The sequence below is a fragment of the Roseibium sp. genome (genome assembly GCF_965229775.1).
GTDB lineage: Bacteria > Pseudomonadota > Alphaproteobacteria > Rhizobiales > Stappiaceae > Roseibium.
This window is the reverse complement of record NZ_OZ245929.1, coordinates 5,408,029-5,422,230: the sequence shown is the minus strand read 5'-3', so window position 1 is coordinate 5,422,230 and position 14,202 is coordinate 5,408,029. Positions and strand designations below refer to the sequence as shown.

Sequence of the window (14,202 nt, the reverse complement as noted above, 5' to 3'; positions counted from 1 at the left end):
CAGGAAATGAGAGCGTAGGGTATCAGGACCAAAAACTCTGAAATCTGATGTCCGTTAGCAAACCACAGAAATGCGGTACCAAAGCCCCAAATGATAAAAAACCAAAATTTTGATGCATTCAAAAAGTCCCAAAACTTCGATTTGTCGCGTGGTTTTTTCAACTGTCGCCAGCTCTTGGTTCCGTCGCACTAGCACGCCCAGTGAACCACTCACTGTTTTCGAGCTCTGCGAGCCTCCCGTGGGCCAATGTACCGGATCCGATCATTAGCCCGACCGACATGAAGTACCATTGGAAAAACCGCACGAATGCCGGCACGATAATCATTGCGCCGAGTGCGCCCATGATGACCGCTGTGACCGCGTGCCCGGTGACGGAAAGCAGTAGGCACAGGGCTGAGAAAAAGAAGCCCGGGACGAGCCACCAGAGGTTAAGTGAACCGAGAATAAAGATGGAGAGGATCGGCCAATCGATAGAACGCCTGAGAGCCCACATTTCGTGGCGCAAAAAGCGGCTCTTCAGCCATTGATAGACCAGCTTCATCAACCCCGGTCTTTGCTCCTTCACAATTCAACCAGTTCTTGCGGCTTCCCAGTTTACGGTTTTGAAGCGCACTTCTTCAACCGATTGTTGAATGCGTCTGATGCCTTGGAAAAGCTATCCAGCGCGTATCTTCATCTTTCAAGTAATGAAATCAGTCACACAGGTGTCCGGAAATTAGCCGGGTTTGTGCTCTTGCTCACCGGCATTGATTTTGTGTGATTTTGCTTCATCTTAATCCATCAATCCCGCAAGGCAGTGCAGGGTGCCTGGACCAGTCTATCTTTCAAGTCCGTCTAAATGATCGAAACAAGCAAATTTGCTTGTCTCTCGAACCAGCCGGGTGTTTTTGCGCGCGCTTCTGTGCAAGTCTGTGCGGGTTCAATGAGCGAGTGCATCATGAGCGTCAAAAAATTTAGTATTTACAGAAGCTTATGAGAGACTTGATGTTTTCAAGCCCGGGCGATGGTGAAACGCAAGAAATGACACCAGTTCGCAATGACGGAGAGCCGATCGTGTCCCTGAGCGGGCTTGCAAAGACATTCGCGAACGGGACGCGCGCGCTCGATGGCGTCGATCTTGAGATCAGGCGCGGTGAGTTCCTGTCTCTGCTCGGGCCGTCGGGTTGTGGCAAATCCACCTTGTTGCGTGTTTTGGCCGGCCTTGAACAGCCCAGCGGGGGAACGGTCAGCTGGGACGGCGAAGAGGGCGGGCAGAGCACGCATGATCTCGGCTTCGTGTTTCAGGATCCGACACTTTTGCCCTGGGCCACTGTGCGCGGCAATGTCCACTTTCCCCTGCGCACGAAGAATGTGCCCGCTGGAATCGCAAAGGATCGCATTGACGGGGTGCTGGAACGCGTCGGTCTTGAGCGGTTTGCCGACAGCTATCCGCATGAGCTGTCCGGCGGCATGAAAATGCGTGTCTCGATTGCACGGGCGCTCGTCACGGAACCGAAAGTGCTGCTGATGGACGAACCCTTTGCGGCGCTTGACGAGATCACGCGTTTCAAGCTCAACGCTGACCTCCTGCGCGTCTGGCAAGCGTCTGAACTGACTGTTGTCTTTGTCACGCACTCCGTCTTTGAATCGGTCTTTCTGTCGGAACGGATTGCTGTCATGCGCGGGTCTCCGGGACGCCTGTCAGACGAGATTTCGATTGACCCGGCGCTGATCCGCGACGAGCGCTTCAGAACGTCGTCTGACTACGCAGCACTTTGCCGGCGGGTTTCCGACGCCTTGCATGCGGCCATGGCCGGCGAGCGCGCGGGCGTGTGACACGAGGTCCGGAACGGAGCCAGATCGCCACTTTTCTGCCACAAGCTCACCGTTGGCGATGTCATTGGAGATCGCCGATTTCCACAGTTTTGCCGGTGATGCATACGTTCGTGGACGGCCAATCCAGCGCGAAAAAGAGAAAAACCGCGGAGATTTTTCAGGTAAGGAAGTAGAAACTTCCTACCTCAAACATGTCCATCGCGTCTTTTGTGAATATCCGCAACTATAAACTGTTATATCAGGTGTATAAGCCACTGTTCTGACTTCGATTTGCCGATTTTTTATGTAGAATTCAAACCAAGTGAAAAGTTATTGGCGGGTGACTTCATCCCTGCCGGCGTGAATGCTTTGCGTTATGGCTGTTCGACGATTTTTAGTCGGGGCGATCGGTTGCTTAAAGGATCATTCCGGACCCAAATACTGAAAAGGACCCTCCGTTCTGCGAAGCGGAAACGGTTTTATCGGAGCTTTCGTGTAAAGTTCATCATGCTCCGAAAACATTACTCTTTCACGCTCGTTCTTAAATAAAAAACACCAAAAATCAGTTTACAAATATCTGTTTATTAATAAATAAGACTTGAAAAATTCCTCAATTACTAAAATTTTACATAAAATATAATTGAATTTTACTCGAATTTGGACTCCCAAAACCCGAGAATTGCTCAATTGCGGCCGGATGCATTTACCTTTTCTAAAGTTTAACGATTCCTTGCTTTAAATTTTCATTAAAAATCGGTAAAAGTCAGGCTGCTGATTTTAGAAAAACTAATCACAAGTGCAGAGTGTTGGCGATGAACGAATTTGTCCGGATTGCGCAGGCGGGCTCATCAACCGGAGCGCAGGATGAACCTTCGGCTTTGGGAGATACCGGAACACTGACGGTTACGCGCCCTGCGGCGCAGCAAAGCATCGTCATGCTCAGGGAAACCGGGCAGCTCGTCGATTTCCGGCAAATTCTCAACGACAACATCTCGTTCATCCGCATCGACGGCGCCCTGCAGATGGTTTTTGCCGATGGCGGCATGGTCATCATTCAGGACTTTTTTGCCGGAGCCACCGGCGCTGACGCCCTGATCATCGGAGATGGCCAGTTTCTGTCCATCGACGGCTTCGTTTCGCTTGCCAATCTGCAAGTCGCCGATGAGATCCAGACGGCCGCCGGCCCGACAAGCAACCTTGCGACTGCACTCGGAAGCCCGCAAGGGTCCGGGCAGACCTTCGAAGCGACGACCATTGGCGACCTTGGCGACGGCCTGGGATTTGCCAGCCTGCTCCAGGGCGAGGATCCGCAACCCCGTGAGTTCGTCACCGATGATTTCATCGACGGGGAAGTCCAGTCCTCGCCGTCCATCGGATCACCGGTTGACAGCACGCTGGATGAGGAGAACCTCGAGGAAGGCACGGACCCTGACAATCCTGTCCGGGTGACAGCGAGCCTGGATGTGCTGTTCGGCGAGAATCCTGGCAACAACCTGAGGCTCGAATTCGACAGCGTTCCGGGCGGGCTGACCTCCGACGGCGTCCCCCTGGTGTCGAACATATCGACGAATTCCGACGGCGGCCAGACGCTGACGGTGCGCAAGGACGGTACCGGGGAAATCATCTTCACGGTTACGCTTGAAGTGGTCGGCAGCGGCAGCACGGCCAGCGGCCAGTACACGTTCGAGATTTTCGGCAACCTGGATCATGTTCAAGCCGGTCAGGGCGAGAGCATTCCGCTTGTCTTCGGCTTCCGCGCATTCGATTCCGACGGTGATTTCGACAGCGACACATTTACAGTCAACGTCATCGACGACACACCCGTTCCGGGCGAAAGCGAAACGCAGCAGCTCGCAGAAGACAATCTTCCGGACGGGTCCGACCCCACTCCTTCCGGGCTTGTTGTCAGCGGTGCGCTCAATATCGAGTGGGGGGCCGACAATGCGGATGTCTCTGCAGACGGCGCCGTGCAGGATGTCCCGGGCGGGACAGGGAACCGATCCGTTGTTTTTGCGCCAGTCGCCGGCCAGCCTGCATCGACGCTGGCGGCCAGCTCGGATGGCGTCGCACTCGAATACGAGCTGTCTGAAAACCATACGGTCCTGACAGCGTACAAGGGCGCGGGCCGTCTGGAAACCGACAAGGTATTCGTGGTGTCGCTCTCCGACGATGACACCGGCAGTTACGAATTCGAACTGCTCGGCAACATCGATCACGGTGCGCCGCTTTCGCAAACCGACAGCGTCTACGATCTCGACTTCGCGTTTGTGGCACAAGATGGTGATGGCGACGCAGCGACCGGAAGCTTTGGCGTCGCGATCCTGGACGATGCAGCGGTAACCGGAGATGCCGATGCGCAGTCTGTTTCCGAGAACAATCTGGAGAACGGGACGGACCCGGACGCGGACGCACTCACGAAATCAGGTGACCTGAATATCGTCTGGGGCGCGGACAACGCGGACAGCGCCGCCGATACCGATACCCAGGATGTTCCTGGCGGTGCGGGCAACCGCTCTGTCGTCTTTGCCGCAATCGCGGACCAGCCGACCCAGGCGACGACGTCTGGAGGTGCGCCGCTCCAATATGTGCTCTCGGAAGGGAATACCGTTCTGACGGCCCTGGATGCCAACGGTGAAAAGGTGTTCGAAGTCACGCTGTCCGACGACGGCTCCGGTTCCTACACCTTCACGCTTCTGGGGAGCATTGATCACGACATTCCGGGGTCCGGCGAACGGTCGGAGACGTGGAACCTGGATTTCAATTTTTTCGCAGTTGACGGAGATCAGGACGCCACACCGGGTGAGTTCCGGGTTGCGGTGGTTGATGACGTGCCGCTCGCCGGCGATGCCGAACAGCGTACAATCCAGGAAAATGACCTGGCCAACGGCACCGACCCTGACCCGGACGCGCTCGAAAAGAGCGGCAATCTCAATCTTGCGTGGGGGGCGGACGACGCAGATACCGCGGACACCGGCGGTGTGCAGGACACACCTGGCGCGGGCACCCGGTCCGTCGTCTTCGCCGCGATTGACGACCAGCCGACGCAGGCAACGACCTCGGACGGTGTCGCGCTTGAATATGTACTGAGCGCGGATAGCACCATCCTGACCGCCTACAAGGGCGCAGGACGAACGGAGGCTGACAAGGTCTTCATCGTCTCGCTGTCCGACGATGAAACAGGGTCCTACACATTCGAGCTCCTGGGCAACGTGGACCATAACCCGCCCGGTTCGAACGGACAGATGGTGTCCTGGAACCTGGATTTCGCCTTTGTCGCCAGCGACAGCGACGGTGATACGGAGACGGGCGAATTTCGTGTGACGGTTGTCGACGACGAACCGGTCATCGGCGAACCTGAGTTGGGCGTGGTCGAGGAGGAGGAACTTCCCGGCGGACTGGACGATCCCTATCCGTTCTTTCTTGACGGCGCGGCCAACCAGGAAGGAGCGCCGCTTACCGACCGGTTTAGCGGCTCCCTGAACATCATGTGGGGTGCCGATGACAATGACCTCCCGGATGCCATGTCCGGTGACCTGCCTCTACAGGATGATATTTCTACAGCCGATCAGCGGTCGGTCGTGTTTACCGATGCGGCTGACGGACTTGTCGCGGACCCAGACGCAATCCTCAGCGTCCAGGATGAGACCGGTGCAAATATCGATCTGGCCGCGCTGACGTCCCGCGGAGATGCGCTGAGCTACGTCCTGTCGGAAAACGGCACGCATTTGACCGCCTTTGCCAATTACGGCGGGGCGGAGGAGCGCAGCGTGTTCCGCGTCGCGCTATCCGACGACGAGAGCGGTTCCTATACGCTCATTATCGATGATGTCCTGGATCATCCGATCCAGGACACGACGCCGTTTGACGAGGATTTTCTGTCGCTCAGCTTCGGCTTCATCGCGCGCGACTCCGATGGAGACGGCACATCAGGCACATTCGACGTTCTCGTGCTGGATGACGGACCGCTGTTCCGGACCGATGACGTGTTCAAGATCGACGGTCTCGCGCCGAGCATCTTTACCGAAACAGCCGATTTGCGCATTCCCGAAGACGGAACCAGCGGCACGATCTTTTCCACCATCGAGGTGCCGGACGGGGGAACGATCCAGGATATCAACGTTTCCATCGAGATGCAGCACGGCTTCAGTGGTGACCTCGAGGTTTACCTGATCGCGCCTGATGGCACGCAAATTCAGCTTATCCAAGTGGATGGACAGCGCGGGGGAGCAGTCAACGGAACTGTCGCCTTCGATGACGACGCATCCGAGCGTATAGATACCTTCGATACGAACATCGTCGGCACCTGGCTGCCTGCCGACCCGAATCTCAACCTTGATTTCCTTGAGGGACGCGACCAAGCGGGGCTCTGGATTCTCGAGGTTTCGGATCGCCTCGAGGGTGATACCGGCGAGCTTGTTTCTTGGACGCTGGAAATCCAGAGTGGTGTTTCTGCCTCTGTCGACGAAGATGACCTTTCCATTGCGCGCGGGGACAATGTCGACGGCAATGGCGACGTGGCCGCAGGCGACAACGACGTCATCACGAATGACACCCTTGATGATGACACCGATCCGACGACCGTGTTCGGCAATCTCGGTGTGCTCTGGGGTGCGGACAATGAGAACGACATTGAAAACGGCGGCAGGAGTGCTGGAATAGGCGACCGCGCGGTTGCGTTTGTCGAAGGCGACGGCGGCACGATCGACCGGTTGCTGGACATGGGACTGACCTCCAACGGCGAGGCGCTCACCTACAGCTTGAACGCCACCGGCGACGTTCTTACCGCCAGCGCCGGCGGCAGGCTCATCTTCACCGTTGAGCTGTTTGACCTGGACACCGGGTCATTCAAGTTCGATCTGCAGGATGCCCTGGATCACGGTCTTGGCGAAAATGAAAACGACATCATCCTGAACTTCCTTTTTGTCGCGACCGACAGTGATGGCGATACGGGCACGTCCTCGTTTTCCGTTGCAGTGGATGACGACCTGCCGACGATCGGCGGCGCCGCGGAAAACCTGACCGTCAGCGAAGGCATGGCAGGCCCGATGTCCGGCAATCTCGGGCTTTCGTGGGGGGCCGATGTTGCGGATGCCGCGGCCGACGGGGCAACGCAGGACACGCCCGGCGGTGCCGGCAACCGGTCCGTGGTGTTCGCGCCGATTGCGGAGCAGCCGACACAGACAACGACATCAGACGGTGTCGTATTGGAATATGTCCTGTCCGCGAACGATACGGTCCTGACCGCCTACAAGGGCGCGGGACGGCTGGACAGCGACAAGGTTTTCGAGGTCTCCCTTTCGGACGACGGAACGGGCGCCTACACGTTCGAACTTCTGGGCGCGATCGATCATCTGGACGGTCAGTCGGAAACCTGGGATTTGAACTTTGCCTATGTGGCCAGCGACGGCGATGGTGACGAGGTTGAAGGCGATTTCATCGTCACGATTACGGACAGTGAACCTGTCATTGGAAACGCGGAAGAGGTTGCTCTTTTCGAGGAGAACCTGGCCGCTGGTACGGACCCGAATGTGGGCTCTCTGGTGAAGTCCGGTGCCCTCGGTATCACGTGGGGCGCCGACGACACGGATGCAGCGGCCGACGGGGCAACGCAGGATACGCCCGGCGGTGCCGGGAACAGGTCCGTGGTGTTCGCACCGATTGCGGAGCAGCCGACGCAGGCAACGACATCGGACGGTGTCGCACTGGAATATGTCTTGTCCGCAAACGACACGGTCCTAACCGCTTACAAGGGTGCGGGACGGCTGGACAGCGACAAGGTGTTCGAAGTCTCCCTTTCGGATGATGGCACCGGTGCCTACACATTCGAACTTCTGGGCGCGATCGATCATTCAGGCAGCCAGGGGGAAACCTGGGACCTGGATTTTGCCTATGTGGCCAGCGACAGCGACGGCGACACGGTTGAAGGCGATATCCTGATAACGGTCGGGGATGATGAACCTGTCGCCGGAACGGCCGAAGAAGTTGCACTGTTTGAACAGAACCTTGCCGGCGGTACGGACCCGGATGCGGACTCTCTGGTGAAGTCCGGTGCCCTTGGTATCACCTGGGGCGCTGACGATACGGACGCGGCGGCAGACGGGACAACGCAGGATACGCCCGGCGGTGCCGGCAACCGGTCCGTGGTGTTCGCGCCGATTGCCGACCAGCCGACACAGGTGACGACCTCAGATGGTGTTGCGCTTGAATATGTCCTGTCGGCGAACGACACGGTCTTGACCGCGTACAAGGGTGCGGGACGCCTGGAGAGCGACAAGGTGTACGAAGTCTCCCTTTCTGATGACGGAACGGGCACCTACACGTTCGAACTTCTGGGCACGATCGATCATCTGGGCAGCCAGGGGGAAACCTGGGACCTGGATTTTGCCTATGTGGCCAGCGACAGCGACGGCGACACGGTTGAAGGCGCTATCCAGGTGACCGTCGGGGATGATGTTCCCGACGCGGAAATCCGTGTCGAGGACTATGTCAGGATTGACGAGACTTATGGTCTGCATAGCGACAACGTATTCGATCCGGGTACGGGCACCTACGATCCGGATGTTGTCGCCCTGTTTGTGGGCGTGGGGACACCGGGAACTGACAGCGACCTGCCGGGTCCGATTTACGCCAGCTACGGGGTTGTCGGTTTCGACGCTGAAGGAGGCGCTGACGGTGTTGCCGACGCAAGCCTGGCGCTGCGCATTGATGATACGGCATCCGGACTGACAACAACAGAAGGCAAGGCAATCACGCTGTCGCTGGAAGATGGTCTCATTGTCGGGCGGATCGATGGCAACGGCGACGCTGCCTTTGCGATTGCGATCGATGATGAAGGAAACGTCAGCATCGTTCAGTATCTGTCGCTTCGCCACCCGGACGCCACCACTTCGGATGAGCACATCACGCTGAGTGGAAAAATCTCGGCCGTGCTGACCGTGACCGATGAAGACGGGGACATCGTCACCAGAGACGTTTCGATCGGCGACGACGTCACGTTCGACGATGACGGACCGACTGCTTTCCGGCGCGGATCGGGTCTGACCGGAAGTGAAGCAGACTTCGTATCGGGTCCGGTGGCCGGTCAGCTTCAATTCGATGGTGGCGCCGACGGAGCCACGGTGACCGGTATCTCCTTCGTTTCCAACGGAGACTATATTCGCACGGTCGACCCGGATGCGTCGGGGCCTGCCCGGCGTGGAGATCTTAGTGCCCAGGGTATGCCCTTGACATGGTCGACATCGACGGACGCCAACGGTGTGATAACGGCAGTTGCGGTTCTGGAAGGAACTGCGATCAAGGCCTTTGAGATCATTGTCGATCCTGATGGCAGCTACACGTATGAGCAGTTTGTCGGCCTCGACCATCCCGATGCGAACGAGATCGGCCGCGCTGACCAGCTCATCTTCCGCATGCGGTTCACGGTAACGGACGGAGACGGTGATACGGACACGAATACGGCCGTCATCCGTATCAGAGATACCGGTCCGGAAATTGGTGATACCCAGGACAGCTTCCTGGAAGAGGGCGGCGTTCCGGTTCTGAGCGATGTCGATCTGGCGATCGACTGGGGCGCTGACGACGCAAACGGTCAGGGCGGTGTTCCTGGAGAGCGGTCGGTCGACTTTGCTGAAGCGGACGCTGCCGCAAACGTGTCCATATCGGACGCGTCAGGCACGGTCAGTGAGCTGTATTCGAACGGCGAACTTGTAAAGTTTGCGTTCATCAACGGTGTCCTCGTGGGGTACACTGGATCGGCCGTTCCGGGCACGGCTGGCGACAGCAGTGTTGTCTTCGCCGTCGTCCTTTCAAACGAGGGAAGCGGAAGCTACGATTTTGTGCTCCTTCAGCCCCTGGATCATGCTGCCCCGGTTGGTGCGGAACAGTTCCTTGATCTGAGCTTTGCGTTCACTGCCACGGACTCAGACTTTGATACCAGCGGCGAAGGAAACTTCACGATCCGTATCGATGCGGCAGGCAGCGCGGCGCCGCGAGACTATTCATCTTTAACTTCCGATGTGTTCGTCAATCTCAGCGATCAGGCGCAGACCTACCTCGGTCAAACCGTTTCGGCGGAAACAGCAACCGATCGTGATGGTGTCGATCCGAAGATCATTGGCATCGACAGCACTCTCGGAGATGATGATGCGACCGCCGGAGCGGGGAACGATGTTCTTATCGGCAACGACAATGCCAATGCGTTGAAAGGAAACGCGGGTGATGACGACCTGTTCGGCGGGGCAGGGAATGACAGCCTGTCCGGAGGCAGCGGGATCAACCTTCTTGATGGCGGGGAAGGAAGTGATACGGCCGACTATTCCGACAATTCGGAGGGTATCTACGCCCAAATGAACTTCGGCTGGGCGACCGACATGTCCAACACGCTCACTAGCCGGTCTGATCTTTTGGACGGTATTGCCGATGAAACCATTGAGCATGATGACCTTGTGAGCGTCGAAAATCTGACCGGCTCCGATTTCGATGACTTCATAGTTGGTGACAACAACGCCAATGTTCTATCAGGTGGTCTTGGCAATGACTTAATCATTGGACTGGGTGGCAGCGACACAATTTTCGGTGGCGCTGGAAACGATGAATTGTACGGGTGGATTGACGACGGCAACAAGCTGGCAGGCGGAGAGGACCAAGACAGGCTTTTCGGCGGGTTCGGATCTGATGAGTTTGTGTTCGCCGCAGGTGAAGGTGGCAATACGGCCGCAGATGCTGATGTTGTCTTTTTCTTCCAGAATGGAACCGACAAGCTCACGATTACCGGCGGATTGACCTTTGCAGACCTGACGATCAGCGACGATGCATCCGGAAACGCAACGATCTATGACAATGTCAACAATCAATACATTGCCGTGATCAATGGTGTTTCATCGGCCAGTCTCTCGGCATCCGATTTCATTTTCGGTTCTGATCCGATCGTGCTTGATCTTGACGGAGACGGGGTGGAACTGCTCTCCGTCGAGAACGGCGTCGCGTTTGACCACAACGCCGATGGTGTTTCGGAAAAATCGGGCTGGGCCGGTTCTGATGACGGGATCCTGGTCGTCGATGTCGACGGATCCGGTGCCATCGAGAATGGCTCGGAGGTCTTCTCCGAGATTTTCAACGGAGGGTCCTACGCGAATTCGCTCGAGGCGCTGGCCTCGCTTGACGACAATGGCGACAACGTCATCGACGACCGCGACAGCCGCTTCGGCGAGATCAGGGTCTGGCAGGATGCGAATTCGGACGGCGTGACACAGAACGGCGAGTTGAAGTCTCTGGCCGAACTCGGTATCGAGGCAATCGGTCTGGAAGCCGATGATACTTACCGGGATGTCTCTGGAAACACCGTTTACGCGGATGGAACCTTCACGAAGTCGGATGGTGGTACCGGCTCCTATGCAGGCGTGTCCTTCATCCTTGACGGTGAAGATCAGGCGGATGCGGATGACACCACCCGCCAGTCCACCGCGATTGCCGCGAGCGTCGGGCTTGTCCTTTATGCAGCATCCACGCAGGAAGTTGCAGCGGGCCTTTCCGAAGTCAGGATCATTGCCGCGCCCGAAAACGCTGCAATCTCGGTCGCGGAGGACTTTACCGTTACGGTCATCCCGGCAAGCGGATTTGAAGGGTCGGGTTCGGTCGAATTCGAGCTCGTGTTCGCCGACGGGTCGCTGGTTACACGGGACGTCGCGTTCGAGGTCCAGGCTGACACAAGCACCGTGTCCCAGACGCAGACCCAAGCCGAAAGCGCCGGCTCGGCAACCGCTCCGGACAACCAGGCGGACATCAATTCCGCTGATCCGGAACCAGGCATTTCCGAACTTGCGGCCCTTGTGACCGGCTCCGTCATCACGGGTGATGACGGCGACAACGTTCTGGTCGGCACGGCAGGCGATGACATCCTGATCGGAGGCTTGGGATCAGACATACTGACGGGAGGAGAGGGCGCGGATACGTTTGTCCTCACGTCTCTGGCAGATGCGGACATCATCACCGATTATGACTTCGGCCAGGGTGACGCGATCGATCTCGGCGACCTTCTCGACGGCGCTTTCGGTCCTGGAGACAATGCGAACGACTACGTGCGTGTGCAGAAGCAGGCCGACGGTGACGTGACATTGTCTGTTGATCTTGACGGGCAGGGAACCGGCCATGACTGGCAGGACGCCGCCACGCTGCAAGGTCACACTTCCATGGGTGAAAGCATCCGGGTCGTTCTGGACACCGAGGGTACAGAGGCCCAGATTCCCGTCACTGTGGCGTGACGGACCGGAAAGGATCGCACTGACAGGGCGCGGACACCGCACCCTGTCAGTCATCATCACCGGGCAATTCCGTGTCCTGCGCAGGCCTCAGTTCGCGTTACCGGTTACCTGCACGGCTGCGCAAATGCAGGCAGCCCGCAAACCCGACAAAAACAATCGCGATGGCTGCTGCCAGCGACAACAATCGGGTCGTCGCCGGTATGCCGATGGGAGAGACAGCGTCGGCGCCGGTGTCAGCTGAGGTCGAAATGCTCGCGGTCGTGCGTGCTGATGCCGCGTGTCGTCCCGTCAGCAACGTCATGTCGCCGTTTGCGACAACCCCGGCCAGTTTGCCCGCGACATCTGTCGGCGTGTTGATATCGGGAATGTCCGCCTCGATCATCAGCCCCGGATTTTCGTCCGCGTCTCGCGTGAAGTTGGTGGCGGAAAGCAATTCCATGCCGTTCTGGTCCAACAGGGAAATCCGCGCAAGACCAGTCTCGGCCGCCGCTGCGCTCAAGACGGTTTCCAGATACGCGGCAAGTTCCTTCGCCTCTTCACCATCCGGCCAACGGTCCGAGACATCGACGAATTCGGAGATCAGCGGAAGCGTTGCAAGCTCTTCAAGGCGCAGACGCGGAGCGGTGAGGTGCGCATCCCGGAGGGCTTCGACAAGGTGGCCGCGCTCGTCCTCGGCTTTCGCGCGTTCCGTGCGAAGGACCGTTTCCTGATGCTCGGCGAGGAAATGGCCTCCGGCAACGACGCTGATTGCGAACAGGCAGCTCACGGCGGCAAGAACCAATGCCCGGGCATTGCCTGTCGTTTTTTCCCGAATCGCGGTGCTGTCGGCTCGATCACGCATTTTGCGCGTATAGCACACACCCGATTTTATGGAAGACGCACGGGTACGGACTCATAAATGAAGTCGATTTGGTTTGGATCGTTTTGACCAACTGCGAGGAGCGAATGCGCAGGAAATGTGGTTAATTTTCAAGCCTTTCGCGACGCGGCAGATGGCCAAAACGGCCAAATCCGAAGGACGGCAAAATGGCTTCACCTTGCAGCGTCGCCGCGCTTGAGCGGGCAAAAAGCCCGCTCCGCACACGCTTCCTCGCGAGATTTTGCCATTTCTGCCGCCAAATCGGCTTCGTTTATGGGTCCGTACCCTGGAGCGCAGGTCGCCTCGATACCGGCGTCTCAAGCCGGTTCGCGGATCTGCCCTCAGCGTGTTGCGGACTGTAGCCGTGCTGCAAGTCTGACAGGTGTGCCGGGCTGTCCTGTGTGTGTCCATTCACCGGCCGCATTGAGTGAGTAAAGCGGCCTGTAGTGTGGCAGGTCCCGCTCAAACCGGACGCGCGAAAAACGGTTGTCCAGGATAAGCCACTGCCCCTTGTGACGAACGGTGAGCACCGCGTGGAACTGCCGCAGAGCTGCGTCGCGCAAGACCACGATCCGCATGTTATCGTCGCTGATGCCCAAGTCACGAAGAAGGGCATATTTCAGGATTGCGAAATCCTCGCAGTCACCTGCGCGGTGTGTCAGTGTTTCTGCCGGGCTCGCCCAATATTCACCGGTTTTGTAGAGCGCGCTGTCTTCCCGGTAGGTCAGTAAGCGGTTGACGAGTTCGTTCACTTTTGGGATCTGCAGCCCCCTGCGCTTCGCCCGCGCCTGATCCAGGATCGCGGTATAGGCCGGCTGGGTCAGATGTGCGTTTTGCACTGATGCGGGCTGCGGTGAAAAATCTGCAAGGGCCTTTTGCCAGCGCCGCGTGATCGGCGACAGTTCGATCGGCTTTCCCAACGACCCAAAAAGCGTCGGCTTTAGGGGCTTCGGAGCAGCTTCGGCAGGGGCAGCCGCAATGGCGCGGCCGAGGTCCGAGGGCTTGGGCTGGGGAATGCTGACTTCATCGGCGGCGTTCGCGGTTAGGGCCGGTTTTCCGAGGGAAACGGAAGCGCGCGCGGGCACCGGCGTGCCATCGGCTGAAGCCACTTGCATCATCTTGTCCGGATGATCGCTTGTCGGAGTTCCGGTGCCTGGGGCGTTGTCCGCGACCGCAGTGCCGGTCATCAACCGGATCAGAAGAACGGAAAAACACAAGAGCCATGCCGTGTGAACGCCGCCTTGTTTTGCCGCCGTAACCGCCGCAGCGGCTGCTCGGTAATCCATCTGC

Annotated in this window: 5 protein-coding genes; 2 read left to right on the top strand and 3 right to left on the bottom strand. The window is 58.0% G+C overall.

From position 1 onward, the window contains the following. Positions 1 to 157: 157 nt before the first annotated feature. Complete coding sequence (locus ACO07N_RS24690) at positions 158 to 541, bottom strand: hypothetical protein (RefSeq protein ID WP_421983542.1); 384 nt, start codon at positions 539 to 541, stop codon at positions 158 to 160. 479 nt (positions 542 to 1,020) lie between these two features. Between ACO07N_RS24690 and ACO07N_RS24685 the strand changes: the two genes are divergently transcribed. Both ACO07N_RS24685 and ACO07N_RS24680 read left to right on the top strand, forming a co-directional pair. Beyond that, the gene (locus ACO07N_RS24685) at positions 1,021 to 1,815 is read left to right on the top strand and encodes an ABC transporter ATP-binding protein (protein WP_421983541.1); all 795 of its coding nucleotides are present in this window, start codon (positions 1,021 to 1,023) and stop codon (positions 1,813 to 1,815) included. Positions 1,816 to 2,606: 791 nt separating this feature from the next. Next, positions 2,607 to 12,053 (top strand): DUF5801 repeats-in-toxin domain-containing protein, encoded by a 9,447-nt coding sequence (locus ACO07N_RS24680; protein ID WP_421983540.1) that lies wholly within the window; start codon positions 2,607 to 2,609, stop codon positions 12,051 to 12,053. A gap of 97 nt (positions 12,054 to 12,150) precedes the next feature. Here ACO07N_RS24680 and ACO07N_RS24675 read toward each other — a convergent pair whose 3' ends face one another. Together ACO07N_RS24675 and ACO07N_RS24670 are read right to left on the bottom strand one after the other, a co-directional pair. Next, positions 12,151 to 12,894: a hypothetical protein gene (locus ACO07N_RS24675; RefSeq protein WP_421983539.1), complete on the bottom strand. Its 744-nt coding sequence runs from the start codon at positions 12,892 to 12,894 to the stop codon at positions 12,151 to 12,153. Between the two features lie 359 nt (positions 12,895 to 13,253). Continuing rightward, positions 13,254 to 14,198 carry a transglutaminase-like cysteine peptidase gene (locus ACO07N_RS24670; protein WP_421983538.1) on the bottom strand — a complete coding sequence of 315 codons (945 nt, stop codon included), beginning with the start codon at positions 14,196 to 14,198 and terminating at the stop codon, positions 13,254 to 13,256. Positions 14,199 to 14,202: the final 4 nt, after the last annotated feature.

Excerpts from the sequence above, each read along its gene's own strand:
- ACO07N_RS24690 (WP_421983542.1), bottom strand. The coding sequence starts at position 541 with ATGAAGCTGGTCTATCAATGGCTGAAGAGCCGCTTTTTGCGCCACGAA.
- ACO07N_RS24685 (WP_421983541.1), top strand. The coding sequence starts at position 1,021 with ATGACACCAGTTCGCAATGACGGAGAGCCGATCGTGTCCCTGAGCGGG.
- ACO07N_RS24680 (WP_421983540.1), top strand. The coding sequence starts at position 2,607 with ATGAACGAATTTGTCCGGATTGCGCAGGCGGGCTCATCAACCGGAGCG.
- ACO07N_RS24675 (WP_421983539.1), bottom strand. The coding sequence starts at position 12,894 with ATGCGTGATCGAGCCGACAGCACCGCGATTCGGGAAAAAACGACAGGC.
- ACO07N_RS24670 (WP_421983538.1), bottom strand. The coding sequence starts at position 14,198 with ATGGATTACCGAGCAGCCGCTGCGGCGGTTACGGCGGCAAAACAAGGC.